At 70.7% G+C, this 24,545-nt stretch carries 23 protein-coding genes; 4 read left to right on the plus strand and 19 right to left on the minus strand.

Translation table 11 applies throughout. The features are described 5' to 3' along the window. From nuoK to ACFYZA_RS13675, 11 genes are read right to left on the minus strand one after another with little or no spacing between them, the layout of a single operon-like run. The gene (nuoK, locus tag ACFYZA_RS13625; protein WP_100578793.1) at window positions 1–300 is read right to left on the minus strand and encodes an NADH-quinone oxidoreductase subunit NuoK; all 300 of its coding nucleotides are present in this window, start codon (window positions 298–300) and stop codon (window positions 1–3) included. Further along, the gene (locus ACFYZA_RS13630) at window positions 297–1,121 is read right to left on the minus strand and encodes an NADH-quinone oxidoreductase subunit J (RefSeq protein ID WP_388490062.1); all 825 of its coding nucleotides are present in this window, start codon (window positions 1,119–1,121) and stop codon (window positions 297–299) included. Before ACFYZA_RS13630 ends, nuoK begins: the two co-directional genes overlap by 4 nt. Next, window positions 1,118–1,801: an NADH-quinone oxidoreductase subunit NuoI gene (gene nuoI, locus ACFYZA_RS13635; protein WP_388490065.1), complete on the minus strand. Its 684-nt coding sequence runs from the start codon at window positions 1,799–1,801 to the stop codon at window positions 1,118–1,120. The genes ACFYZA_RS13630 and nuoI overlap by 4 nt, the downstream gene beginning before the upstream one ends. Continuing rightward, the gene (gene nuoH / locus ACFYZA_RS13640) at window positions 1,794–3,146 is read right to left on the minus strand and encodes an NADH-quinone oxidoreductase subunit NuoH (protein WP_382591004.1); all 1,353 of its coding nucleotides are present in this window, start codon (window positions 3,144–3,146) and stop codon (window positions 1,794–1,796) included. Before nuoH ends, nuoI begins: the two co-directional genes overlap by 8 nt. Next, entirely contained in the window at window positions 3,143–5,653 is a 2,511-nt protein-coding gene (locus ACFYZA_RS13645) for an NADH-quinone oxidoreductase subunit G (RefSeq protein ID WP_382591001.1), read from the minus strand. The genes nuoH and ACFYZA_RS13645 overlap by 4 nt, the downstream gene beginning before the upstream one ends. After that, a complete protein-coding gene (gene nuoF / locus ACFYZA_RS13650; protein WP_382590998.1) occupies window positions 5,650–7,011 on the minus strand; it encodes an NADH-quinone oxidoreductase subunit NuoF in 1,362 nt (453 codons plus the stop codon). The genes ACFYZA_RS13645 and nuoF overlap by 4 nt, the downstream gene beginning before the upstream one ends. Next, window positions 7,011–7,838 carry an NADH-quinone oxidoreductase subunit NuoE gene (nuoE, locus tag ACFYZA_RS13655; RefSeq protein WP_388490300.1) on the minus strand — a complete coding sequence of 276 codons (828 nt, stop codon included), beginning with the start codon at window positions 7,836–7,838 and terminating at the stop codon, window positions 7,011–7,013. The genes nuoF and nuoE overlap by 1 nt, the downstream gene beginning before the upstream one ends. 17 nt (window positions 7,839–7,855) lie before the next feature. Next, window positions 7,856–9,178, minus strand: coding sequence for an NADH-quinone oxidoreductase subunit D (locus ACFYZA_RS13660; protein ID WP_388490069.1), 1,323 nt, complete (start codon window positions 9,176–9,178; stop codon window positions 7,856–7,858). Beyond that, the gene (locus ACFYZA_RS13665; protein WP_382590992.1) at window positions 9,178–9,903 is read right to left on the minus strand and encodes an NADH-quinone oxidoreductase subunit C; all 726 of its coding nucleotides are present in this window, start codon (window positions 9,901–9,903) and stop codon (window positions 9,178–9,180) included. Before ACFYZA_RS13665 ends, ACFYZA_RS13660 begins: the two co-directional genes overlap by 1 nt. Further along, the gene (locus tag ACFYZA_RS13670; RefSeq protein ID WP_382590989.1) at window positions 9,900–10,454 is read right to left on the minus strand and encodes a NuoB/complex I 20 kDa subunit family protein; all 555 of its coding nucleotides are present in this window, start codon (window positions 10,452–10,454) and stop codon (window positions 9,900–9,902) included. Before ACFYZA_RS13670 ends, ACFYZA_RS13665 begins: the two co-directional genes overlap by 4 nt. A gap of 17 nt (window positions 10,455–10,471) precedes the next feature. Next, window positions 10,472–10,831, minus strand: coding sequence for an NADH-quinone oxidoreductase subunit A (locus ACFYZA_RS13675; protein WP_030494815.1), 360 nt, complete (start codon window positions 10,829–10,831; stop codon window positions 10,472–10,474). 721 nt (window positions 10,832–11,552) lie between these two features. Here ACFYZA_RS13675 and ACFYZA_RS13680 point away from each other — a divergent pair. Then, window positions 11,553–12,386 (plus strand): C40 family peptidase, encoded by an 834-nt coding sequence (locus ACFYZA_RS13680; RefSeq protein ID WP_388490074.1) that lies wholly within the window; start codon window positions 11,553–11,555, stop codon window positions 12,384–12,386. A 146-nt stretch (window positions 12,387–12,532) separates the two neighbouring features. Next, window positions 12,533–13,075, plus strand: coding sequence for a hypothetical protein (locus tag ACFYZA_RS13685; protein WP_382590983.1), 543 nt, complete (start codon window positions 12,533–12,535; stop codon window positions 13,073–13,075). 23 nt (window positions 13,076–13,098) lie between these two features. Here the strand turns inward: ACFYZA_RS13685 and ACFYZA_RS13690 are convergent, their stop codons facing one another. Then, window positions 13,099–14,382 carry a geranylgeranyl reductase family protein gene (locus tag ACFYZA_RS13690; protein ID WP_382590980.1) on the minus strand — a complete coding sequence of 428 codons (1,284 nt, stop codon included), beginning with the start codon at window positions 14,380–14,382 and terminating at the stop codon, window positions 13,099–13,101. 101 nt (window positions 14,383–14,483) lie between these two features. On the opposite strand from ACFYZA_RS13690, the gene ACFYZA_RS13695 reads away from it, so the two are divergent. Beyond that, window positions 14,484–15,026: a GNAT family N-acetyltransferase gene (locus ACFYZA_RS13695; protein WP_388490078.1), complete on the plus strand. Its 543-nt coding sequence runs from the start codon at window positions 14,484–14,486 to the stop codon at window positions 15,024–15,026. 45 nt (window positions 15,027–15,071) lie between these two features. Here ACFYZA_RS13695 and ACFYZA_RS13700 read toward each other — a convergent pair whose 3' ends face one another. Continuing rightward, complete coding sequence (locus tag ACFYZA_RS13700) at window positions 15,072–15,764, minus strand: demethylmenaquinone methyltransferase (RefSeq protein WP_382590974.1); 693 nt, start codon at window positions 15,762–15,764, stop codon at window positions 15,072–15,074. A gap of 126 nt (window positions 15,765–15,890) precedes the next feature. Here ACFYZA_RS13700 and ACFYZA_RS13705 point away from each other — a divergent pair, with 126 nt between their 5' ends. Beyond that, window positions 15,891–16,910 carry a chitinase gene (locus ACFYZA_RS13705; RefSeq protein ID WP_388490081.1) on the plus strand — a complete coding sequence of 340 codons (1,020 nt, stop codon included), beginning with the start codon at window positions 15,891–15,893 and terminating at the stop codon, window positions 16,908–16,910. A 174-nt stretch (window positions 16,911–17,084) separates the two neighbouring features. On the opposite strand, the gene ACFYZA_RS13710 is transcribed toward ACFYZA_RS13705, so the two are convergent. The 6 genes from ACFYZA_RS13710 to ACFYZA_RS13735 all read right to left on the minus strand — a co-directional run bounded on the left by ACFYZA_RS13710 (window position 17,085) and on the right by ACFYZA_RS13735 (window position 24,526). Further along, window positions 17,085–17,720 (minus strand): hypothetical protein, encoded by a 636-nt coding sequence (locus ACFYZA_RS13710; RefSeq protein WP_382590968.1) that lies wholly within the window; start codon window positions 17,718–17,720, stop codon window positions 17,085–17,087. A gap of 15 nt (window positions 17,721–17,735) precedes the next feature. After that, window positions 17,736–18,935: a cyclic dehypoxanthinyl futalosine synthase gene (mqnC, locus tag ACFYZA_RS13715; RefSeq protein ID WP_382590965.1), complete on the minus strand. Its 1,200-nt coding sequence runs from the start codon at window positions 18,933–18,935 to the stop codon at window positions 17,736–17,738. Between the two features lie 92 nt (window positions 18,936–19,027). Then, window positions 19,028–19,768: a prepilin peptidase gene (locus tag ACFYZA_RS13720; RefSeq protein ID WP_382590962.1), complete on the minus strand. Its 741-nt coding sequence runs from the start codon at window positions 19,766–19,768 to the stop codon at window positions 19,028–19,030. Window positions 19,769–19,784: 16 nt separating this feature from the next. Further along, window positions 19,785–22,745: a BTAD domain-containing putative transcriptional regulator gene (locus tag ACFYZA_RS13725; RefSeq protein WP_388490086.1), complete on the minus strand. Its 2,961-nt coding sequence runs from the start codon at window positions 22,743–22,745 to the stop codon at window positions 19,785–19,787. A gap of 93 nt (window positions 22,746–22,838) precedes the next feature. Further along, window positions 22,839–23,870, minus strand: coding sequence for a hypothetical protein (locus ACFYZA_RS13730; RefSeq protein ID WP_388490089.1), 1,032 nt, complete (start codon window positions 23,868–23,870; stop codon window positions 22,839–22,841). Then, window positions 23,867–24,526, minus strand: coding sequence for a hypothetical protein (locus tag ACFYZA_RS13735; RefSeq protein ID WP_382590953.1), 660 nt, complete (start codon window positions 24,524–24,526; stop codon window positions 23,867–23,869). Before ACFYZA_RS13735 ends, ACFYZA_RS13730 begins: the two co-directional genes overlap by 4 nt. Window positions 24,527–24,545: the final 19 nt, after the last annotated feature.

A 24,545-nucleotide genomic window follows, 5' to 3' on the forward strand; every position in this document is an offset into this window, starting at 1 on the left:
TTACAGCTTCATCAGGCTGGCGTCGTCGACCGAGGCCGAGTGGCGGGAACGGAAGAGCGACACGATGATCGCGAGCCCGACGACGACCTCCGCGGCGGCGACGACCATCGTGAAGAACGCGATGATCTGGCCGTCGAGGTTGCCGTGCAGCCGGGAGAAGCAGACGAACGCGAGGTTGCAGGCGTTGAGCATCAGCTCGACGCACATGAAGACCACGATCGCGTTCCGCCTGATGAGCACTCCGGCGGCGCCGATGGTGAACAACAGGGCTGCCAGATAGAGGTAGTTGACCGGATTCACTTGACCGCCTCCTCGTCCCGGCCGAGCCGTTCCTCGGAGCGCTGCTCCAGGGCCTTGAGGTCGGCGAGCGCCTCGCTCGACACGTCCCGGATCTGGCCGCGGCCGCGCAGCGTCTGGTTGACGGTGAGCTCGGAGGGGGTGCCGTCGGGCAGCAGGCCCGCGATGTCCACCGCGTTGTGCCGGGCGTAGACGCCGGGGGCGGGCAGCGGGGGCAGGTGCTTGCCGCGTACGCGCTCCTCGGACATCTCCCGCTGGGTCCTGGCCCGCTCGGTGCGCTCCCGGTGGGTGAGTACCATCGCGCCGACCGCCGAGGTGATCAGCAGGGCGCCGGTGATCTCGAAGGCGAAGACGTACTTGGTGAAGATGAGGGTGGCGAGCCCCTCCACGTTGCCGTTCGCGTTGGCCGCGCCGAGCCCGGTGAAGGTCGTGAGCGAGGCGTTGCCGATGCCCGCGATGAGGAGCACCCCGAAGCCGAGCCCGCAGGCCGCGGCCCACCAGCGCTGGCCCTTGATGGTCTCCTTCAGCGAGTCGGCGGCCGTGACGCCGACCAGCATGACGACGAAGAGGAACAGCATCATGATCGCGCCGGTGTAGACGACGATCTGGACGATGCCCAGGAAGTACGCCCCGTTGGCGAGGTAGAAGATCGCGAGGATGATCATGGTCCCGGCGAGGCACAGCGCGCTGTGCACGGCCTTCTTCATGAGGATGGTGCACAGGGCGCCGATCACGGCGACCGTGCCGAGCACCCAGAACTGGAAGGCCTCACCGGTGGAGGTGTGGGAGGCGGCCGCGGCGAGGAGCTGGGTGGGCGCGCTCATGCCCCCACCACCTTTCCGGAGGCCGGCTCGTCCTCGCCGAAGGTGGAGGCGGCCTCCTGGGGCCGTTCCCCCTTGCTGGCGGCGACCTGGCGGACGGTGCCGGGCGCGGCCTCGGTGACCAGGCCCCGGTAGTAGTCCTGCTCGTCCATGCCGGGGAAGATCGCGTGCGGGCTGTCGACCATGGTCTCGTCGAGCCCGGCGAGCAGCTGCTCCTTGGTGTAGATCAGGCTCTCGCGGGAGGAGTCGGCCAGCTCGAACTCGTTGGTCATCGTCAGCGCCCGGGTGGGGCAGGCCTCGATGCACAGGCCGCACAGGATGCAGCGGGCGTAGTTGATCTGGTAGACGCGGCCGTAACGCTCGCCCGGCGAGTAGCGCTCCTCGTCCGTGTTGTCCGCGCCCTCCACATAGATGGCGTCGGCGGGACAGGCCCAGGCGCACAGCTCGCAGCCGACGCACTTCTCCAGGCCGTCCGGATGGCGGTTGAGCTGATGGCGGCCGTGGAAGCGCGGCGCGGTGACCTTCTGCTGTTCCGGGTACTGCTCGGTCAGCCGCTTCTTGAACATGGCCTTGAAGGTCACGCCGAAGCCGGCCACGGGATTGAGGAACTTGTCCTCCGACTCCCCCGCCTGGTCCGGCTTCCCCGGCTGGCCCGACTTCCCGGCCGATGACTTGTCAGACACCGTCGTCCTCCCTTCCTTCTCCGTCACTCTGAGTATCCGCCCCACCACTGACAATCAACTCGCGCTCGTGGCGCGGCCGTCGGCGGGGTACGGGCGGGAGGGTCTGGCCGGGCAGCGGCGGCACCGGGAATCCACCGGCCATCGGGTCGAAGCCGGCGGGCGGAGCCTTGTCCTCCGCGTCCTCCTTCTTGCCGCGGAAGACGTCCGCGACGAAGGAGAGCAGCAGCACCGCGACGACCGCGCCGCCGACGTACAGCACGATCTTCGAGAAGTCGTAGCCGTCGTTGCGCAGCGCCCGCACGGTGGCGACCAGCATCAGCCAGACCACCGACACCGGGATGAGGACCTTCCACCCCAGCTTCATCAGCTGGTCGTAGCGGACCCGGGGCAGCGTGCCGCGCAGCCAGATGAAGAAGAAGAGGAGCAGCTGGACCTTGATGACGAACCAGAGCATCGGCCACCAGCCGTGGTTCGCGCCGGCCCAGAAGGTGCTGATGGGCCAGGGTGCGCGCCAGCCGCCGAGGAAGAGGGTGGTCGCGACGGCCGAGACGGTGACCATGTTGACGTACTCGGCGAGCATGAACATCGCGAACTTGATGGACGAGTACTCGGTGTTGAAGCCGCCGACCAGGTCGCCCTCGGACTCCGGCATGTCGAACGGGGCCCGGTTGGTCTCGCCGACCATCGTGATGATGTAGATGATGAAGGAGACCGGAAGCAGCACGATGTACCAGCGGTCGCCCTGCGCCTCCACGATCTTCGAGGTCGACATCGACCCCGAGTAGAGGAAGACGGAGGCGAACGCCGCACCCATCGCGATCTCGTACGAGATCATCTGCGCGCACGAGCGCAGGCCGCCGAGCAGCGGGTACGTCGAGCCGGACGACCAGCCCGCGAGCACGATGCCGTAGATGCCGACCGAGGCGATGGCCAGCACGTACAGCATGGCGATCGGCAGGTCGGTGAGCTGCATCGTGGTGCGGTGTCCGAAGATCGACACCTCGTTGCCCGCTGGCCCGAACGGGATCACGGCGATCGCCATGAACGCCGGGATCGCGGCGATGACCGGGGCCAGGACGTAGACGACCTTGTCGGCCCGCTTGACGATGACGTCTTCCTTCAGCATCAGCTTGATGCCGTCGGCGAGCGACTGGAGCATGCCCCAGGGGCCGTGCCGGTTGGGGCCGATGCGCAGCTGCATCCAGGCGACGACCTTGCGCTCCCACACGATGGAGAACAGCACGGTCACCATCAGGAACGCGAAGCAGAAGACGGCCTTGACGACGACGAGCCACCAGGGGTCGCGGCCGAACAGGGAGAGGTCCTCCGCAGCGAGCGTGATCACGCCTCCACCACCTCCGTGGGAGCTTCCGTAGCGGCCGGGCCGATGCGGACGACCTGTCCGGGGACCGCGCCGGTGTCCGCGGTGACCCCGTCGCCGACGGAGTTCAGCGGCAGCCACACCACCCGGTCGGGCATCTCGCTCACCTGGAGCGGGAGTTGGACGCCGCCGGCCGGTCCGGTGACCTGAAGGAGGTCGCCGTCCTTGATTCCGGCCTCGGCCGCGGTGGCCGCGGAGAGCCGGGCCACGGCCGCGTGCCGGGTGCCGGCCAGCGCCTCGTCGCCCTCCTGGAGGCTGCCGTGGTCGAGCAGCATCCGGTGTCCGGCGAGGACCGCCTCGCCCTCGGCGGGCCGGGGCAGTTGCTGCGCCGACTCCAGGGGCTCGCTCGCGCGCGGCCCGTCCCAGGTGCCGAGCCGGGTCATCTCACCGCGTACGGACCGGACGTCGGGCAGCGCGAAGTGGACGTCAAGGACGTCGGCCAGCATGTGCAGCACGCGGGCGTCGGTCGGCGCCGGGGTGCGGGTCAGCTGCTCCGGCTTGAGCGCGGCCTCGAACAGGCGCGCCCTGCCTTCCCAGTTGAGGAAGGTGCCGGGCTTCTCCGCGACGGCCGCGACCGGGAAGACCACGTCCGCGTGCGCGGTGACCTCGGTCGGCCGCAGTTCCAGGCTGACCACGAAGGCCTCGGCCAGGGCCTCGCGGGCCCGCGCCGGGTCCGGCAGGTCCGCCGGGTCGACGCCCGCGACGAGCAGCGCGCCCAGTTCGCCGGTGGCCGCGGCCTCGACGATCTGGCCGGTGTCGCGCCCGTAGCGGTGCGGGAGTTCGCGCACGCCCCAGGCCGACGCGACCTCTTCGCGGGCGCGCGGATCGGTGGCGGGGCGGCCGCCGGGCAGCAGCGACGGGATCGCGCCCGCCTCCACCGCGCCGCGTTCGCCGGCCCGGCGCGGGATCCACACCAGCTCGGCGCCGGTCGCCGAGGCCGCGCGGACCGCGGCGGTCAGCGCGCCGGGCACACCCGCGAGTCGTTCGCCGACGACGAGGACCGCGCCCGGGGAGCGCAGTGCCTCGGCCGCCTTCGCGCCGTCCGCGTCCAGGCCGACCCCGCCCGCGAGCGCGTCCAGCCACTCGGTCTCGGTGCCGGGCGCCGCGGGCAGCAGGGTGCCGCCCGCCTTGTGCAGGCCGCGGGTCATGTGGGTGGCGAGCGAGAAGGTGCGCTGGCCGTGCTTGCGCCAGGCCTTGCGCAGCCGCAGGAAGACGCCGGGTGCCTCCTCCTCGGACTCGAAGCCGACGAGGAGGACGGCGGGCGCGTTCTCCAGGGAGGTGTAGGTGGTGCCCCGCCCGTCGAGGTCCCGGCCGTGCCCGGCGACACGGGCGGCCAGGAAGTCGGCCTCCTCGGCGGAGTGCACCCGGGCCCGGAAGTCGACGTCGTTGGTGTCGAGGGCGATCCGGGCGAACTTGGCGTAGGCGTACGCGTCCTCGACGGTCAGCCGGCCGCCGGCCAGGACCCCGGCCCGGCCGCGCGCGGCGGCCAGTCCGGCGGCGGCGGCCTCAAGTGCCTCGGGCCAGCTGGCCGGTTCGAGGACGCCGTCCTCGTTGCGGACCAGCGGAGTGGTGAGGCGGTCGCGCTGCTGCGCGTACCGGAAGCCGAACCGGCCCTTGTCGCAGAGCCACTCCTCGTTGACCTCGGGGTCGTCGGCCGCAAGGCGCCGCATGACCTTGCCGCGCCGGTGGTCGGTGCGGGTCGCGCAGCCGCCCGCGCAGTGCTCGCACACCGACGGCGACGACACGAGGTCGAAGGGCCGGGAGCGGAAGCGGTAGGCGGCCGAGGTCAGCGCGCCGACCGGGCAGATCTGGATGGTGTTCCCGGAGAAGTACGACTCGAAGGGGTCGCCCTGTCCGGTGCCGACCTGCTGGAGCGCGCCCCGCTCGATCAGCTCGATCATGGGGTCGCCGGCGATCTGGTTGGAGAAGCGGGTGCAGCGTGCGCACAGCACACAGCGCTCGCGGTCCAGGAGCACCTGGGTGGAGATCGGGACCGGCTTCTCGTAGGTGCGCTTCTTGCCTTCGAAGCGCGAGTCCGTGTCGCCGACCTGCATGGCCTGGTTCTGAAGGGGGCATTCGCCGCCCTTGTCGCAGACCGGGCAGTCCAACGGGTGATTGATCAGGAGGAGTTCCATGACTCCGCGCTGGGCCTTCTCGGCGACCGGCGAGGAGAGCTGGGACTTGACCACCATGCCGTCGGTGCAGGTGATGGTGCAGGACGCCATCGGCTTGCGCTGGCCCTCGACCTCGACGATGCACTGGCGGCAGGCGCCGGCCGGGTCGAGCAGGGGGTGGTCGCAGAACCTCGGGATCTCGATGCCGAGCTGTTCGGCGGCGCGGATCACCAGGGTGCCCTTGGGGACGCTGATGTCGATGCCGTCGATGGTCAGCGAGACTGTCTCTTCGACGGCCTTGGACGGCCCGGCCGCCTCGCCGCCCCCGGAGGAAGCGCTACTCGTCGTCACAGTCATGCGTTCACCTCCGTGCTGTCGTCCGCCCAGGCGGTGGACCTGGCGGGGTCGAAGGGGCAGCCCTTGCCCGTGATGTGCTGCTCGTACTCGTCGCGGAAGTACTTGAGCGAGGAGAAGATCGGCGAGGCGGCGCCGTCGCCGAGCGCGCAGAACGACTTGCCGTTGATGTTGTCGGCGATGTCGTTCAGCTTGTCGAGGTCGCCCATCGAGCCCTTGCCGGCCTCGATGTCGCGGAGCAACTGGACGAGCCAGTACGTCCCTTCGCGGCACGGCGTGCACTTGCCGCAGGACTCATGGGCGTAGAACTCGGTCCAGCGGGTGACCGCCCGCACCACACAGGTGGTCTCGTCGAAGCACTGGAGCGCCTTGGTGCCGAGCATCGACCCGGCCGCGCCCACCCCTTCGTAGTCCAGCGGCACATCGAGGTGCTCGTCGGTGAACATCGGGGTCGAAGAGCCGCCCGGCGTCCAGAACTTGAGCCGGTGGCCCTTGCGCATCCCGCCGCTCATGTCGAGCAGCTGGCGCAGCGTGATGCCGAGCGGCGCCTCGTACTGGCCGGGGCTCGTGACGTGCCCGCTGAGCGAATACAGCGTGAAACCGGGGGACTTCTCGCTGCCCATCGATTTGAACCAGTCCTTGCCCCGGTTCAGGATCGCGGGAACCGAGGCGATGGATTCGACGTTGTTCACCACAGTGGGGCACGCGTACAGACCGGCGACCGCAGGGAAGGGGGGTCGCAGCCGGGGCTGGCCGCGACGGCCTTCGAGGGAGTCCAGGAGTGCGGTCTCCTCGCCACAGATGTACGCGCCCGCGCCCGCGTGCACGGTGAGTTCGAGGTCCAGGCCGCTGCCCAGAATGTCCCTGCCGAGGAAGCCGGCCTCGTACGCCTCGCGCACGGCCTCGTGCAGCCGCCGCAGTACGGGGACGACTTCGCCGCGCAGATAGATGAAGGCGTGCGAGGAACGGATCGCGTAACAGGCGATCACGATGCCCTCGATGAGGGAGTGCGGGTTGGCGAACAGGAGCGGGATGTCCTTGCAGGTCCCGGGCTCCGACTCGTCGGCGTTGACGACCAGGTAGTGCGGCTTGCCGTCGCCCTGCGGGATGAACTGCCACTTCATTCCGGTCGGGAAGCCCGCGCCGCCGCGGCCGCGCAGGCCGGAGTCCTTGACGTACGCGATGAGGTCGTCCGGGGTCATCGCGAGCGCCTTGCGCAGGCCCTCGTAGCCGTCGTGGCGCCGGTAGGTCTCCAGGGTCCAGGATTCGGGCTGGTCCCAGAAGGCGGAGAGGACCGGCGCGAGCAGCTTCTCCGGGCTGCTCCCGTTGCCGTTTCCTTCGATCTCGGTGGCCAAGGTCATCACTCCCCCTCCTCGGCGGCGGGCCCGGCGGGGTGGGCCGGATCGGACGCTGAGGTCTGCTGCGGTGCGTCGTGCGAGCTCAAGTGCTGGGCTCCGGGCTGGGGTTCGTCCCGTGGGCCGTCGCCGCTCGCGCCCTCGCCGCGCGGGTGGACCACACGCGCGCCCGGGGTCTCCCCCTTGGCGAGCCGGAGTCCGGCGAGCGAGGCGGGACCGGCGCCGCCGGTCGCGGCGACCGCGCCGGGGCGCTCGTCGGGGAAGCCGGCCAGGATCCGCGCGGTCTCCTTGTAGGTGCACATCGGTGCGCCCCGGGTGGGCTCGACCGGGCGGCCGGCGCGCAGGTCGTCGACGAGACGCTTGGCGGTCGCGGGGGTCTGGTTGTCGAAGAACTCCCAGTTGACCATCACCACCGGGGCGAAGTCGCAGGCCGCGTTGCACTCGATGTGCTCCAGCGTCACCTTGCCGTCGTCGGTGGTCTCGTTGTTGCCGACCGCCAGGTGTTCCTTCAGCTCCTCGAAGATGGCGTCGCCGCCCATCACCGCGCACAGCGTGTTGGTGCACACGCCGACCTGGTAGTCGCCGGAGGGCTTGCGCCGGTACATGGAGTAGAAGGTGGCCACGGCCGTGACCTCGGCCGTCGTCAGCTCCAGGAGGTCCGCGCAGAAGGCCATGCCGGTGCGCGAGACGTAACCCTCCTCGGCCTGGACGAGGTGGAGCAGCGGCAGCAGCGCGGAGCGGCTGTCGGGGTAGCGGGCGACGATCTCCTTGCCGTCCGCTTCGAGCCGGGCGCGCACATCGGCCGGGTAGTCGGGCGCGGGCAGTTGAGGCATGCCCAATTGGATGTCTGTCACCGGTCGACGCCTCCCATCACGGGGTCGATGGACGCGACGGCGACGATGACGTCGGCGACCTGGCCGCCCTCGCACATGGCCGCCATGGCCTGCAGATTGGTGAAGGACGGGTCACGGAAGTGGACCCGGTAGGGGCGGGTGCCGCCGTCGGAGACGACGTGCACGCCGAGTTCACCCTTGGGCGACTCGACGGCCGCGTAGGCCTGCCCGGCGGGGACCCGGAAACCCTCGGTCACCAGCTTGAAGTGGTGGATGAGGGACTCCATGGAGGTGCCCATGATCTTCTTGATGTGGTCGAGGGAGTTGCCGAGCCCGTCCGGGCCGAGCGCGAGCTGCGCGGGCCAGGCGATCTTCTTGTCCTCGACCATGACCGGCCCCGGCTCGAGCCGGTCCAGGCACTGCTCGACGATCCTGAGCGACTGGCGCATCTCCTCCAGACGGACCAGGAAGCGGCCGTAGGAGTCGCAGGTGTCGGCGGTCGGGATGTCGAAGTCGTAGTTCTCGTAGCCGCAGTACGGGTCGGTCTTGCGCAGGTCGTGCGGCAGACCGGCCGAGCGCAGGATCGGACCGGTGGCACCGAGCGCCATGCAGCCGGTCAGGTCGAGGTAACCGATGTCCTGCATACGGGCCTTGAAGATGGGGTTGCCGGTGGCGAGCTTGTCGTACTCCGGCAGGTTCTTGCGCATGGTCTTCACGAACTCGCGGAGCTGGTCGACCGCGCCCGCCGGCAGGTCCTGGGCGAGTCCGCCGGGGCGGATGAACGCGTGGTTCATGCGCAGGCCGGTGATCAACTCGTACAGGTCCAGGATGAGTTCACGGTCGCGGAAGCCGTAGATCATGATCGTGGTCGCGCCGAGCTCCATGCCGCCGGTGGCGATGCACACCAGGTGCGAGGAGAGCCGGTTGAGCTCCATGAGCAGGACGCGGATGACCGAGGCCCGGTCCGGGATCTGCTCGGTGATGCCGAGGAGCTTCTCGACGCCGAGGCAGTACGCCGTCTCGTTGAAGAACGGCGTCAGGTAGTCCATGCGCGTGACGAAGGTGGTGCCCTGCGTCCAGGTGCGGAATTCGAGGTTCTTCTCGATGCCGGTGTGCAGGTAACCGATTCCGCAGCGGGCCTCGGTGACGGTCTCGCCCTCGATCTCCAGGATCAGCCGGAGCACGCCGTGCGTGGAGGGGTGCTGGGGACCCATGTTGACGACGATGCGCTCGTCGTCGGCCTTGGCCGCGGACTGGACGACGTCGTCCCAGTCGCCGCCGGTGACCGTATATACAGTCCCCTCGGTCGTTTCCCGAGCGGACGCGTGTGAAGTGCTCATCAGCTGTACGACCTCCGCTGGTCCGGAGCCGGGATCTGGGCGCCCTTGTACTCGACCGCGATGCCGCCGAGGGGGTAGTCCTTGCGCTGCGGGAAGCCCTGCCAGTCGTCCGGCATCATGATCCGGGTGAGGGCGGGGTGGCCGTCGAAGACGAGGCCGAAGAAGTCGTACGCCTCGCGCTCGTGCCAGTCGTTGGTCGGATAGACCTCGACGAGCGAGGGGATGTGCGGATCGCTGTCGGGGGCGCTCACTTCGAGCCGGATCAGCCGGCCGTGGGTCAGGGACCGCAGGTGGTAGACGGCGTGCAGCTCACGCCCCTTGTCTGCGAGGTAGTGGACGCCGCTCACGCCCGTACAGAGCTCGAAGCGCAGGGCGGGGTCGTCGCGCAGGGTGCGGGCGACGCGCGGCAGGTGCTCGCGCGCGATGTGGAAGGTGAGTTCGCCGCGGTCGACGACCGTCTTCTCGATGGCGTTCTCGGGGAGCAGGTCCTGCTCCTCCAGGGCGCCTTCGAGTTCGTCGGCCACCTCGTCGAACCAGCCGCCGTACGGCCGCGAGGTGGCGCCGGGCAGCACGACCGTCCGCACCAGACCGCCGTAGCCGCTGGTGTCACCGCCGTTGTTGGCGCCGAACATGCCCTTGCGTACGCCGATGACCTCGCCGGTGTCCTCGCGCGGGGCGGGCACACCGCTCTGTTCGGGAGTGTCCGGAGTATCGGGAGAGCTCACCGCAGCAGCCCCTTCATCTCAATGGTGGGGAGCGCCTTGAGGGCCGCCTCCTCCGCCTCGCGGGCCGCCTCCTCCTGATTGACCCCGAGCTTGGCGCCCTGGATCTTCTGGTGGAGCTTGAGAATGGCGTCGAGCAGCATCTCGGGCCGGGGTGGGCAGCCGGGCAGATAGATATCAACCGGGACAATGTGGTCAACACCCTGAACAATTGCGTAATTGTTAAACATTCCGCCCGATGAGGCACAAACCCCCATGGAAATGACCCACTTGGGGTTGGGCATCTGGTCGTAGACCTGCCGCAGGACGGGCGCCATCTTCTGGCTGACCCGCCCGGCCACGATCATCAGGTCGGCCTGGCGCGGGGAGCCGCGGAAGACCTCCATGCCGAACCGGGCCAGGTCGTAGCGGCCCGCACCCGTCGTCATCATCTCGATGGCACAGCAGGCGAGGCCGAAGGTGGCGGGGAAGACGGACGCCTTGCGCACCCAGCCCGCGGCCTGCTCAACAGTGGTCAGTACGAAGCCGCTAGGCAGTTTCTCTTCGAGTCCCATAGGTGCCCCTCAGCCCCTCAGTCCCATTCCAGGCCGCCGCGCCGCCACACATAGGCGTAGGCGACGAAGACGGTGAGCACGAAGAGCAGCATCTCCACGAGCCCGAAAAGCCCCAGGGCGTCGAACGTGACCGCCCAGGGGTAGAGGAAGACGATCTCGATGTCGAAGACGATGAAGAGCATCGCCGTCAGGTAGTACTTGATGGGAAAGCGGCCGCCGCCGGCCGGCGTGGGAGTGGGTTCGATGCCGCACTCGTACGCCTCAAGTTTCGCCCGGTTGTACCTTTTTGGGCCGATTAGCGTGGCCATGACCACGGAAAAGATCGCAAACCCTGCCCCGAGGGCGCCGAGCACGAGGATGGGCGCGTAGGCATTCACGCTCCTCGCTCCTTCCAGTCGTCCTTGACCGTTGGACCGCACACGGGTCTCGCGAACACCTCGCCGCCTCCCATTTCCGCACGAAGATCGCGTACATGTGAGGCAGTTCACAAGCCCGACTGCCCCGCATCCTATGCCCGCCGGTCTGTGATCTGCGACACGGGGTACGACAACGCCTTTGTGATCTCCACCACCTGACGAAGGATCATGAAGTCGGATGAGCGGTGATCTTCATACGCGAAGCGCCTGAGTGATCACGAGACGTGACATCTTCAGGTGTTACCGCTGGTCGGCGGCCGTCTGGCGTTATCAAGAGATGTGCGCTACAGGCAAATTGGCGAGGAAAGCGCATCCAGTGATAAGCGGCCCGCGCTCACTCGCGGGAGGGACTTCGGGGTCCGGAGGTGGACGCGTGCGCGCGTTCACGAGAGCCGCACCGGCCTTACCTTCGGCCGGATCTCCCCACACTGTGACCTGCGTCACCCATCAACAGTCGTGGAATCAACGGGGCTTGGCCATCGACGTGAGGGGATGGTAAGCGCCGGGCAATTCGGGCGTTTCACAGAAAACCCATGATCACAGCCCTGATCGCGCATGCCAGGTTTGTCCGTTACGGCGTCAATAAGTGCTGGCAAGAAGCGGATTCGGGCCTTCCGGCATCAACTGTGGCGCAGCACACGTTTCTTGAAGGGAACCCCGAACCCCTGATAGCGGTTGTCCCATGTCCCACACCGCTCACATACCCAGCCACCGGAAGCCCCGCCGCAGCGCCTCGAAGGTCTCGCTCCGGGCCGGAGTTGCCGGTGGCGTACTCAGCACCATCGCGCTGGCAGGTGCGGCCGCCCCGGCCATCGCCGCTCAGCCGGTCAACGAGACCATCGAGATGCCCACGCTGACGGGCGACCTCGCGACCACCGCCGCCGCCACCGCGCAGGCCACCAAGGCAGTTGCCGCCGACCTCCAGCTCCAGGCCGCACAGGACGCCGCCGCGTCCAGCGCCGCCAAGGACGCCAAGAAGGCCAAGGACGACGCCGAGAAGAAGGCCGCCGAGGCCAAGGCGAAGGCCGAAGCGGAGGCGAAGGCCAAGGCCGACGCCGCCGAGCGCGCCTCCCGCTCCGCCGAGCGCACCACGCTCAAGTCCGCCTCCTCCTCCGGCAGCACGTCCACCGGCACGACCTCGTTCAAGGCGTCCAACGCCACGGGTTCCGCCGCGGCCATCGTGAACTTCGCGCTTGCCCAGGTCGGCAAGGCCTATGTCTCGGGCGCCACCGGCTCCAGCGCGTACGACTGCTCGGGTCTCGTGCAGGCCGCCTACCGCCAGGCCGGCATCGACCTGCCGCGCGTCTCGCAGGACCAGTCGAACGCGGGCACCGACGTCTCGCTTTCCAACCTCCAGCCGGGCGACATCCTGTACTGGGGCGGCAAGGGTTCCGCGTACCACGTGGCGATCTACGTGGGCGGCGGCAACTTCGTCGGCGCGCAGAACCCCTCCACCGGTGTTGTCGAGCGCGCTCTGGACTACGACTCCCCCTCGGGCGCCGTCCGCGTCCTCTGAGCCGTACAGCGGCCTTCTGAGCCGTACCCGCACCATCCGCAAGGGCCGTTGCTCCCCCGCTCGGGAGGAACGGCCCTTCGGCATGCCCGGAATGTGTTGAACTCTGCCCGTTCCCGGGCAGAGTTCACCTATCAGGGGGTGGGCGCATGGACGAGCAGGTGCGTGACGCGGAACCGCAGCCGTACGAGGTCTACGCCGACGGGCTCGGCATGTTCGCCGCCATCGGGGTCGTGTTCATCGCGCTCGGCCTGTGGATGCTCACCGGCATCCGCCCCTGGCACGGCCCGGTCGACTGGGCCAAACTCGCCTTCGGCTGGGGCTTCGCGCTGTTCGTCATCGGCGCCGGCGCGTTCCTGGTCCTGGCCTGTGTGTACGGAACGGTGCGCCCGGTCATCCGCGCGGACGCGGCCGGCATACACCTGGCCACCCGCTTCGACGCGTCCTGGTCTCAGGTGCGCGAGATCGAGGTCGGCACCGTGGCGATCTGGGAGCTCGGGGACGAGGGCACCTCGGGCGGCTACGAACACCATCGCGCGGTGTGGGTGACGCTGCACAGCGGCAAGCGGCACGAATACATCGCCCGCCGGCAGGACGGGGGCCTGTCCCCGGACGAACTGCGCACCGGTCTGTCCCGGTTCGCCGGAGAGGTCCCCGTCCGCTGGACCGACGAGGTGGAGCGCCGCTGCTAACGGCGCTCCGGTGCGGCTCCGGGTCAGGCCTTCGGAGCCACCTTGGAGAGGCCGTTGATGATGCGGTCCATCGCGTCGCCGCCCGTCGGGTCGGTCAGGTTGGCCAGCATCTTCAGCGTGAACTTCATCAGCATCGGGTGGGTGAGCCCGCGCTGGGTGGCGATCTTCATGACCTTCGGGTTGCCGATGAGCTTCACGAAGGCGCGGCCCAGCGTGTAGTAGCCGCCGTAGGTGTCCTTGAGGATCTTCGGGTAGGCGTGCAGGGCGAGTTCGCGCTGCGAGGGGGTCGCGCGGGCGTGCGCCTGGACGATGACGTCCGCGGCGATCTGCCCCGATTCCATCGCGTACGCGATGCCCTCACCGTTGAACGGGTTCACCAGACCGCCCGCGTCACCGACGAGCAGCAGGCCCTTGGTGTAGTGCGGCTGGCGGTTGAAGGCCATCGGCAGGGCGGCACCGCGGATCGGGCCCGTCATGTTCTCGGGGGTGTAGCCCCAGTCCTCGGGCATGGACGCGCACCACGCCTTGAGGATCTCGCGCCAGTCCAGCTCCTTGAAGGCGGACGAGGAGTTGAGGATGCCGAGGCCGACGTTGGACGTGCCGTCGCCCATGCCGAAGATCCAGCCGTAGCCGGGGAGCAGCCGCTCCTGCGGGCCGCGCCGGTCCCACAGTTCGAGCCAGGACTCCAGGTAGTCGTCGTCGTGCCGGGGCGAGGTGAAGTACGTCCGCACGGCCACGCCCATCGGCCGGTCCTCGCGCCGGTGCAGGCCCATGGCGAGCGAGAGCCGCGTCGAGTTGCCGTCGGCCGCCACCACGAGCGGGGCGTGGAAGGTGACCGGGGTCTTCTCCTCGCCGAGCTTGGCGTTGACGCCGGTGATGCGGCCGGTGCGCTCGTCGACGACCGGGGCGCCGACGTTGCAGCGCTCGTACAGCCGCGCGCCGGCCTTCTGGGCCTGACGGGCGAGCTGCTCGTCGAAGTCGTCGCGCTTGCGCACGAGTCCGTAGTCCGGGTACGAGGCGAGGTCCGGCCAGTCGAGCTGGAGCCGGACGCCGCCGCCGATGATCCGCAGGCCCTTGTTGCGCAGCCAGCCCGCCTCCTCGGAGATGTCGATCCCCATCGAGACCAGCTGCTTGGTGGCGCGCGGGGTAAGACCGTCACCGCACACCTTCTCGCGCGGGAACGCGGTCTTCTCCAGGAGCAGCACGTCGAGTCCGGCCTTGGCCAGGTAGTACGCGGTCGTCGAACCGGCCGGACCGGCCCCGACGACGATCACGTCCGCGGTGTGTTCGGAGAGCGGCTCGGTCACAGCGGGATCTCCCGAAGACTCGAATTTGCGTGCCGAGAAGCACAGGACACATGCAGTCTATGGGTGGCTGTTGATCGACATCGCGAAGGGTTGCCCACGCCATGAGCTCTGTGTCCCCCGAGTCCTCGGTACCGGAGAAGTCCCTGCCCGCAGTACGGCTGCGCGTGCCCACGGAGGAGGACGCGTACGCCTGGCACCGGGTGTTCGACGATCCGGAGGTGATGGAGTTCCACGGGGGCCGGGCCGCGGAGGTCTCCGTCTACGAGGAACTGACCGCCCGCCAGCGCAAGCACGACGCCGAACACGGCTTCTGCCTCTGGACGATGCTCGACGAGGACGACGAGGTCATCGGCTTCACCGGCGCCCAGCCGTGGCCCCACGAGTGGGGCCCGGCGGACGAGATCGAGATCGGCTGGCGGCTGGCCCGCAGCCACTGGGGCCGCGGCTACGCGACGGCGGCGGCCCGGGCGACCCTGCCGAGGGTGCGCGCCGCGGGGGTTCCCCACGTGGTGGCGATGGTCCACCCCCACAACACGCGTTCGGTGGCGGTGGCGGAACGCCTGGGAATGACGCTGTCCAGAACGTACCCGCACCAGAGGCTGGGGGTGGACGCGCTGTGCTTCCGCCTGGAGCTGGGTGACTGAGGCGCGGACCGGGGGCGTGGGGGGGCGGCGCCCCCGCCGACCCGGCTAGGCCTTGAAGCCCCGGTGCAGCGCGACGACCCCGCCCGTCAGGTTCCGCCAGGCCACCTTGGACCAGCCCGCCTGACGGAGCTTCCCCGCCAGGGGGGCCTGGGCGGGCCAGGCCCGGATGGACTCCGCGAGGTAGACGTACGCCTCCGGGTTCGACGACACGGCCGTCGCGACGGGCGGCAACGCCCGCATCAGGTACTCCGTGTACACCGTCCGGAACGGCTTCCACGTCGGCTGCGAGAACTCGCAGATCACGACCCGCCCACCCGGCTTGGTGACCCGGTACATCTCGCGCAGCGCGGCGTCCGTGTCCTGGACGTTGCGCAGCCCGAAGGAGATCGTCACCGCGTCGAACGTGTCGTCGCGGAACGGCAGCTTCGTCGCGTCGCCCGCCGTGAACGGCATGTGGGGCTGGCGCTCCTTGCCGACCTTCAGCATCCCGAGCGAGAAGTCGCACGGCACGGTGTACGCCCCGGCCGCGGCGAAGGGCCGCGATGACGTGGCCGTGCCGGCCGCGAGGTCGAGCACCTTCTGCGCGGGCCGCGCGTCGACCGCCTTCGCGACCTCCTTGCGCCAGAGCCGGGCCTGGCCGAGGGAGAGCACGTCGTTGGTGAGGTCGTAGTGTGCCGCGACGTCGTCGAACATCGAGGCGACTTCGTGCGGCTGCTTGTCCAGGGATGCGCGGGTCACGCCGCCCATTCAAGCAGTACGCCGCCCGGCGCCGGGCGCCCGGGCCTCACCGGCCCAGCGGGGCCCCGTACATTCTGCCTTCCGTGCCACGGGGGCGCGGAGAGCACGAGAGCGGGAGCACACGACATGCGGAGTTTCCTGAGGGTGCCGGTCGCCGGCGCCGGCGCCTTGGCCGCGCTGGTGTGCGCGGGGTGCTCCTCGGCACCGGACGCGGCGGACGCGCCGGACAGGCCAGCCGCGACGGCTTCGCCGGCCGCCCCGGGCGTGCTGACGGACACGTACTCCCCGTACGTCAGCGCCACCACCGCCGCGCCGACCGACGCCGTCGGCTCCCCCGCCGTCTACAACCTGGCCTTCGTCGTCGCGCACGGCAGCACCTGCCGGGCGGTGTGGGACGACGACACCGCGATCGTGGACAGCGACGTCAAGGACCGGGCGGCCGCGCTGAAGAAGTCGGGCGCCTCGGTGCGGGTGTCCTTCGGCGGGCAGGCCGGCAAGGAGCTGGCGCTCACCTGCCGCACCCCGGCCCAACTCGCCGCCGCCTACGGCTCGGCCCTCGACGCGGTCGGCTCGGCCGAGGGCGACTTCGACATCGAGGGCGCGGCGCTCACCGACGCGGCCGCGCTCACCCGGCGCGCCGAGGCGATAGCCCTGCTGCAGAAACAGCGCGCCGGTCTCAAGGTGACGTTCACGCTCGCGGCGATGCCGTCGGGGCTCACGCCCCAGGGGACGGCGCTGCTCAGGTCGGCCGAGGAGCACGGCGTACGGATCTCGACCGTCAACGTCATGACCATGAACTACGGCACGTCGTTCGGCGGGAACATGGGCGACTACGCGGTGCGGGCGGCCACGGCGGCGCAGGGCCAGCTCAAGGAGGTCCTGGGGCTCTCGGACCACGCGGCCTGGCAGGGTCTCGGGGTCACCTCGATGATCGGCGTCAACGACGTGAAGGGCGAGACGTTCACGCTCGCCGACGCGGCGAAGGTACGGAAGTTCGCCCGGGACAAGGGGGTGGGGCGGCTCTCGATGTGGGTGACGTACCGCGACCAGCCGTGCGGGGGTGGGGTCAACTCTGCTGTGGCCCAGGCGAGTTGCAGTGGTGTGGCCCAGCAGCCCGGCGCCTTCGCGAAGGCCCTGTCCCGGTAGGGCGGGCCCCTGGGGCTCCGCCCCAGACCCCCTTTCGCGCCTGAACGGCGCTCGTCCTCAATCGCCGGACGGGCTGAAATGCTCCGGTGCTGGCCGGCACCAAGGCATCTAGGGGCGCGGGGAACTGCGCGAAAAGCGGCGGACCCGGCACGCGGACACGCCCCCCGAGCGGAGCTAAGCGCGGCGATGCCGCAGTCGCCCGCCGATGACGGTGGCGATGCACGTCCCGGCCCCCCGCGCGGCGAGCGCCCCCGCGTCCGGTGCGGCGAAGACGGCGAAGCGGGCGGGGCCGTCCACCGCGAGCGGCGCCCGGAAGGCGTCGGTGGGCTCGGCGTCGGCGAACGGGTCGAGGGCGGCCGGGCCCTCGGCGTCGGGCATCGGGACGACCTCAAGTCCCGCCCGGTGCACGGCAGTTCGCACCGCACCCGTGGTGAGCCGGGCCGCCACCGCCACCACGCCGTGGGCGAGGAGCTTCTGGGTGCAGCGGCGCGCGCTGTTGCCCCGGCGGGACTCGTTCGGCGCGAGGGCGGCGAGCGCGGCGCCGGTGATCGGCTCGCTGCCGAGCTCGTCGAGCTCGAAGGGGTCGTCCGGGAAGTAGGTGCGCTCCAGGAGGGCCGTGCCGTGCCGGTTGAGCAGGCCGGGCGTGAGCACGCCGGGCCAGCGGCGGACCCGGGCGGCTGGGTGCGCGGCGGCCACGTCCTCGTACGGCCCGATCCGCGCGATCCGGTCGCCGTCGACGAGGACCGCGCCGCCCGGGACCGGCGCGCGGTCCCCGGGCAGCAGCAGCTCGGCGGCGTGGATCGTCAACACCTCAGGACCGCGGCCTCAGTTGGAGGCGAGGAGCTTGAGCTCCGGGTGGGCGGTGCCGCCCTCGATCGCGGTCGAGGAGATGTGCGACTGGACGCGGGTGTCGACCGGGTCGTTCGCCGGGTCCTCGTGCACGACGAGGTGCTCGTAGGTGGTGGCGCGCTGGGCGGGCACCCGGTCCGCCTTGCGGATCATGTCGATCATCTCGATGAGGTTGGAGCGGTGCTTGGCACCGGCCGACGAGACGACGTTCTCCTCCAGCATCACCGAGCCGAGGTCGTCGGCGCCGTAGTGCAGCGACAGCTGGCCGACCTCCTTGCCGGTGGTGAGCCAGGAGCCCTGGATGTGGGCGACGTTGTCGAAGAAGAGCCGCGCGATGGCGATCATGCGCAGGTACTCGAACAGGGTCGCCTGCGTGCGGCCCTTCAGATGGTTGTTCTCGGGCTGGTAGGTGTACGGGATGAAGGCGCGGAAGCCGCCCGTACGGTCCTGCACGTCACGGATCATGCGCAGGTGCTCGATGCGCTCGGCGTTGGTCTCGCCGGTGCCCATGAGCATGGTGGAGGTCGACTCGACGCCCAGGCCGTGCGCGGTCTCCATGATCTCCAGCCAGCGCTCGCCGGACTCCTTGAGCGGGGCGATCGCCTTGCGCGGCCGCTCGGGCAGCAGCTCGGCACCGGCCCCGGCGAACGAGTCGAGCCCGGCCGCGTGGATCCGCGAGATGGCTTCCTCGACGGTGACCTTGGAGATGCGGGCCATGTGCTCGACCTCGGAGGCGCCGAGGGAGTGGATGACCAGCTGCGGGTAGGCCTTCTTGATCGCCGAGAAGTGCTCTTCGTAGTACTCGACGCCGAAGTCCGGGTGGTGACCGCCCTGGAACATGATCTGGGTGCCGCCGAGCTCGACGGTCTCCGCGCAGCGGCGCAGGATGTCGTCGAGGTCGCGGGTCCAGCCCTTGGCGGTGTCCTTGGGGGCGGCGTAGAACGCGCAGAACTTGCACGCCGTCACGCAGACGTTCGTGTAGTTGATGTTCCGCTCGATGATGTACGTCGCGATGTGCTCGGTACCGGCGTACCGGCGGCGGCGCACCGCGTCGGCGGCGGCGCCGAGCGCGTGCAGCGGCGCGGACCGGTACAGGTCGAGCGCTTCCTCCGGGGTGATCCGCCCACCCTCAGCGGCACGGTCGAGAACGGACTGGAGAGCGGCCTTCTCAGTCACCGGGGGTGTCCCTTTCTAGGGGTTACGGGCGGACCGATCCAGCGTACGCCAGCGGCCCCGGCCGGCCGCTCGCGGGCCGTGACGCCCCGGGCTCACCCAACGGCCCCGCCGAGCAGCAGCCCCCCGAAGGCACCGGCGATCAGGAACGGGCCGAGCGGGAACGCGGTCTTGCGGCTCGCCCGGCGGAACACGACGAGCCCCATCGCGTACACCGCGCCGAGCACCAGGCCGAGCAGCGCCCCGGCCATGAGGACCGGCCAGCCGTACCAGCCGAGCGCGACGCCGAGTCCGAGCGCGAGCTTCACGTCGCCGAAGCCCATGCCGGCCGGGTTGACGAGGAACAGCACGAAGTAACCCCCGCCGAGCGCGAGACCGCCGAGCAGCGCGGTGGGCCAGGACCCGGTGTGCCCGGGCAGCAGCGCGGCGAGGCCGAGCAGGGCGGCGGCGGCCCCGGCGAGCGGGAGGGTGAGCAGGTCGGGCAGCCGCTTCACGGCCAGGTCGACGAGGCAGAGCAGCACCGCGAACGGGGCGAGCAGCAGCCAGACCGCGAGTTCCGGGTGGGCCCCGGTGGTGGCGGCGAGCGCGGCACAGGCGAGCGCGGTGACCAGGACGGCACCCGTCGGCGGCCCGTAGGCCGCCCCCGCGCCGCAGGCCCCGCACCGGCCGGGCCCCAGCCACCCGCCGAGCGGATGCCCGGCGGGGCACTCCGCGCGCCAGGGCTCGCCGGGTTCGACGGAGAGCCGGTAGCGGGGGCGGGCCAGCAGGAACCCCGCGCCCGCGCCCCATGCGGCGGCCGCGAGGGTCGGCGCCGTGTTCACCACAGTCGTGTTCACCGCACCAGGGTGCCCGTCAGCTCGCCGACGCGGCGGCGGGGCCCGCGTCACCGCGCCAGGACGGCAGCAGTTCGTCGAGCAGGGCGACGGTGCGCGGGGGCAGTCCGCGCGGCCCGCTGCGGGTGCCGAGCTCGGTGACCAGCGCGAGCAGCCCGTCCCGGTCGCCGGTGTCGTGGGTGGCCCGCAGCAGCTCGTTCCACAGCCGCTCGTCCGAGGGCGAGCTGGCCAGCGCGGTGCGCAGCGCCCCGATGGCCTTCTGCGGGCGGTCCTGCTCCCGGTGGTGGGCGCAGAGCGCGAGCGCCACGTCCGCGACCAGGAGCGGGAGTTGGGTGTCGATGATCTCGTGGCCGAGCCAGCCGTACCGGCCCTCGGCACGGTCGGCGAGGAGCGGGCCGCGCACCAGGCCGAGGGCGTCGGTGAGCAGCCGCTCGCGCACCGAGGCGCGGCGGGTGCCGGAGCCCTCGGTGGCCTCGTAGTGCAGCGAGCGCAGCACATCGAGGTCGGAGACGACCGACGGGGCGAGGGTGAGCCGCCCGGACGCGTCCGTACGCAGCCGGGGCGAGCCGTCCTCGTCGGTACCCAGCCACTCCCGGAGCCGGCCGAGCAGCGCGTCCCGCACCTCGTCGGTCACCCCGCGCGGCCACATCGCGGACGCGAGGACCAGCGGGTGGACGCCCTCGCGGTGCAGGAGCAGCAGGGCGAGCGCCTCGTGGAGCAGCGCGCTGCGGTCGCCGTCGGGCGCCTGGAGGCCGATGATCTCGTACGTTCCGACCAGCCGGGCGTAGACCGCGGGGCGGCCCTGTTCGGTGATGTCCACCAGGAAGGCGTGCGGGGCGGGCGTGGGGTCGTCGCCGTCCGGGCCGGACATCGTGTCGGCCGAGGCGAAGAGGCGTACGACCGCGTCGTGCACCGCGGCGGGCAGCAGCTGGGCGGTGAGTTCCAGGCCGAGCAGCGGGGCGGTGAGGACTCCCGCCTCGGTGACCTCCAAGTCCCATGACGCGCCGAGGCGTTGGGCCTCGCCGTCGACACCGATCAGGCAACCGATGCCCAACTTGCCCGCTCCTGCGGTCAGTTCGGCGAGGGCGGCCGCCTCGGCCTCGGTCGGGGTGTCGGCGATCATCACGAGGTGCGGGGCCCAACGGGTGTGCTCCGCCGGGCCGGTGCGCCCGGTGAGGACGGAGTCGTGGCCGGCCGCGCCGAGGGCGGAACGCCGCCGGTGGACCTCCGCGCCGAGGTCCTCAAGGAGCACCTGGACGGAGTCGAGGTGGCGCAGCCGGGTCGGGGCGAGGGCGCCCAGCTCACGGCCGAAGCCCACGACGGTGACGGTCATCCGGTCGGACCAGCCGTTGGTGGCGAGTTCGGCGGCGACCGAGGACAGCACGGCGGCGCGCGCCCCGCCGGGACCGCTGAGCGAGACCAGGCCGGGAGCGGCCTCCAGGTTGAGCAGGAGGCGCGCGCCGTCCAGCGTGCCGAGGCTGACCAGGCCCGGATAGGGGGCCGCCACCCCGGCGAGGTCGGGCCGCGCGTCCGCGGGCACCGCCGCGCGCTCCAGGCGCCACAGGCTCCCGTCCGTGCCCTGCTGCCAGGGCGCGGGCGGCTGCCCTGCGGGCTGGGCCAGTTGGAGGTGCAGATCGGTGTCCGTGAACCAGGCGGCGTACACCACGGGCAGCGGCCGGTTCGCCTCGTCGAGCGCGGCGGACAGGCCCCGCAGCGCCTGGTCGAGGAACCGGACGGCCTGCGGGTCGGCGCCGATCAGCAGGGCGTCGTGGACGTCGGCGTCGGCGCCGGTGGGCACCGGCGGCTCCATGCCCCGGCGTCCGGCGACGGCCGTCATCGCGGACTGCCACAGCGCCATCCGGCGGCGCCGGCCGAGCGCGCCGAGGATGCCGGCGGCGAGCAGCGGGGCCCCGATGAGCGCCTCGGAGAGCCCGAACCCGCTCTCCGACGAGGCCGCGGTGGCGGTCTCCTGAGCCTGCTCCCGCTGCCGCGCGGGCGCGGCCGGAGCCTGCTGCTCCGGTACGGCGCCGGCGTCCGCCGCCCCGGGACGCGCCCCGGCGCCCTGCTGGGCCGGCTGGGCGTGGTCACCGGATTTGGCGTACTCGGCGATCTGCTGCCGCACCTTGGGCGGGGCCTCGGGCGCCTGCCGTGCCATCTCGACCAGGTCGCCGCCGTGGGCGTCGGCCGGCATCTCCATGATCCAGCCGGGCCGGATCAGGCTGGCCTCGGACAGCTTGGAGCCGTCCGGCTGCACCCGGTCCTTGTTGAGCTGGTAGATCTCGTGGTAGCGCCGCCCGTCCCCGAGGTGCCGCTCGGCGACCTCCCACAGCGAGTCGTGGTGCCGGCCCTCGGGCGGCTGGATCCGGTAGAACTTGGTGGCCCCCGCCTCCGCCGCCGGGCCGCCCTGCTCCTCCAGCGCGTGGTGCGCCTGCGCCGCCGCCTGCCGCTGCATCGCCTCGGCCACCGTGGACGCCTGCTGCTGGCCCGGCAGTTGCTGGGCGGCCGCGACGGTCGGCCGGTGCGTGTTCTCGACGCCCGGGCCGTGCTGCCCGAGCCCGGGCGCGAAACTGGCGGCGGTGGCGGTGATGAGCAGCACGGCCGCGATCAGCTGACGCGCGAGCAGCTGGCTGGGCCCGGCCCCGGGCACCCGCGAGGGCAGCCCGACGCCGGACACGGCGGCCTTGACCTCCACCAGCACACAGGCGGTGAACTGAGCCCAGGCCAGCCACACCACCAGCGTGAGGATCTTCACGAACACGTTCACGGAGATCTGCTGCCGCACCATGTCGAGCGACGGCATCCGGTGCGGCAGCGGCCACCCCGCGAACGAGGCGAGCGCCGCGGGCACCCCCACCACGAGCCCGAGCAGCGCGACGAACGCGAGGAACGCCTTGGCGAAGTCGCCGGGCGTACGACGCCGCGGCAACGGCCGCGGCGTCCGACTTGCCGGACCCGTCGCGCGGGAGGGGGTGCGTGGCATGGGGGCTTTCCTGGGGCTCGGGGATGGACGCGGATCGGGGGCGCGGGCCGGGGGTGGGGGTTGGGGCCGGATGCCCCAACCCCCCTTGTTCGGCTAGCGGTTGATGGACTGGATCTCTTGGACGGTGACGTTCTGGGGCGGGGTGGTGAAGATGCTGTCGGGCAGGTCGTCGCCCCCGCCTGGCGTCGCCGTCCAGCTGATCTTCCACGTAACGCTGGCCTTCAGCCCGTACGTTCCGGCCCGCTGATACGTGACGCCGCACGAGGGCGTTCGCCCGGCCATTCCGGCCACGAATTCATTGCCGATACTGCCGTCGGCATTGATCGGGCAGGTCCCTGAGGCCGGGAACAGCGTGGCATCCGAGGTTCCGGGGTCGAGGTGCAGGGCAACGGGCGTGGCTGTCGCAGTAGCGGTGATCCCGGCGACGGAGGCGTAGGCGTGCTTTTGCTTGAAGCCCTTGCTGGGCGTCCAGACCCATGTCGGCAGGTTCACGGTCGAGGTAGTGCTCGGCGCCATGGCGATTTCGGTAGGTGTCAGATCGACCGTGCCCGCCGCAGCCTCGCCGAGCACCCTCGGGCTCACGGCCATGGGCTCCTTCGGGAGCTGGCCGTTGTCCACCCAGAAGGGCGGCTTGTCGCACAGGTTCGCCTCGGGGTCGTCCTCGCGGTCGGGGTTCTTGACCGCCGCCCAGAACATCCCCTTGCCTTCCTTGTCCAGGTTGTAGTCCTTGTACCCGCCCTCCTTCGGGTCTCCGCTCTTGTACTTGAGGTCGTACAGGTTGCCTATGAGGTCGCCGATACCGAAGATCTTGATGGCCCGCCAGTCCTTGACCATGGCCTCCATTTCCTTCGGCGAGTACGTGGGCTCGTACCAGCAGGCAGGCGGAGTCCAGTTGCCGTCGACCGACTTCAGGTCACCGGTCGACTGCGCACCCCTGCGCTTCGTGTCACCGGAGTAGCGCACCTTGGAGACCCCTACGGTCACCTGCTTGCCGTTCGTCGCAGCGTTCGCGGCACCCTGGCCGTTGGACCCCGGCACCGAGACCGTCGCCTGAGCCGGGACGGCGTGTAGCGCTACCGCCGCTCCAAGGGCGACTGTGACCGTGACGCTCTTCCAGTTCCTCACCGCTGGCACTTCTTGTCCCCCCGCAACGAAGTCAGTTTGGTGGCCTGCCATACGCCCTTGTCGTTCTTGCGCAGCACCAAGGCGTACGAGATGTACGAGTCGCTGTTGGCCGGTGTGACGTTGACCTTGCCCGTCTTGCGGTCCTTGGTGAACCCCTTGGTCTCGTCACCGCAGTACGTGAGCGTCGCCGCGCCGTCCTGCCGGACCGAGACCTGCCGATCGAAGTAGCGGATCGTCCCGGTGATGGAAACGTCCTGTTTGGTGACCGCGGCGATCCACTGCAAGGCCCCCACCAAGGCGTCGTCCTTGGCGTAGAACGCCACCTTGGTCGCCTTGCCGTCCTGGTCGGCTATCGCTTCGTCGACGGCGCGTACATACTCCGCGTTGTCCTTGAGTACCGCGTCCTTGACGGGGTCGCCGGTCGTCTCCGGGTCGAAAGTCAGCGTCTCCCCCTCCGGCAACGCCACCTTCGGCCGGTTCGCGGCATCCGCCGGGGCCGAGGCGGAAGCGGACGGCTTCGCGGCCCCGGACGACGCCGTGTCCGCCCCCGCGACCTTGGAGTCGCCCCCCTTCGAGCCCCCACCGCACCCGGTGAGCAGAAGCGCGCCCGCGGCCGCCAGAGCAGCCGCGGCCGTCGTGGCCTTGTGGTTACGCATCGGGGGGTCCTACCTCCGT

It is taken from the genome of Streptomyces sp. NPDC001828, assembly GCF_042892175.1.
Classification (GTDB): domain Bacteria; phylum Actinomycetota; class Actinomycetes; order Streptomycetales; family Streptomycetaceae; genus Streptomyces.

Bases quoted from the DNA above. Each gene is read 5' to 3' on its own strand.
- ACFYZA_RS13630 (WP_388490062.1), bottom strand. From the start codon at position 1,121: ATGAGCGCGCCCACCCAGCTCCTCGCCGCGGCCGCCTCCCACACCTCC.
- ACFYZA_RS13645 (WP_382591001.1), bottom strand. From the start codon at position 5,653: ATGACTGTGACGACGAGTAGCGCTTCCTCCGGGGGCGGCGAGGCGGCC.
- nuoF (WP_382590998.1), bottom strand. From the start codon at position 7,011: ATGACCTTGGCCACCGAGATCGAAGGAAACGGCAACGGGAGCAGCCCG.
- nuoE (WP_388490300.1), bottom strand. From the start codon at position 7,838: ATGCCTCAACTGCCCGCGCCCGACTACCCGGCCGATGTGCGCGCCCGG.
- ACFYZA_RS13660 (WP_388490069.1), bottom strand. From the start codon at position 9,178: ATGAGCACTTCACACGCGTCCGCTCGGGAAACGACCGAGGGGACTGTA.
- ACFYZA_RS13670 (WP_382590989.1), bottom strand. From the start codon at position 10,454: ATGGGACTCGAAGAGAAACTGCCTAGCGGCTTCGTACTGACCACTGTT.
- ACFYZA_RS13680 (WP_388490074.1), top strand. From the start codon at position 11,553: ATGTCCCACACCGCTCACATACCCAGCCACCGGAAGCCCCGCCGCAGC.
- ACFYZA_RS13685 (WP_382590983.1), top strand. From the start codon at position 12,533: ATGGACGAGCAGGTGCGTGACGCGGAACCGCAGCCGTACGAGGTCTAC.
- ACFYZA_RS13695 (WP_388490078.1), top strand. From the start codon at position 14,484: ATGAGCTCTGTGTCCCCCGAGTCCTCGGTACCGGAGAAGTCCCTGCCC.
- ACFYZA_RS13705 (WP_388490081.1), top strand. From the start codon at position 15,891: ATGCGGAGTTTCCTGAGGGTGCCGGTCGCCGGCGCCGGCGCCTTGGCC.
- ACFYZA_RS13725 (WP_388490086.1), bottom strand. From the start codon at position 22,745: ATGCCACGCACCCCCTCCCGCGCGACGGGTCCGGCAAGTCGGACGCCG.
- ACFYZA_RS13735 (WP_382590953.1), bottom strand. From the start codon at position 24,526: ATGCGTAACCACAAGGCCACGACGGCCGCGGCTGCTCTGGCGGCCGCG.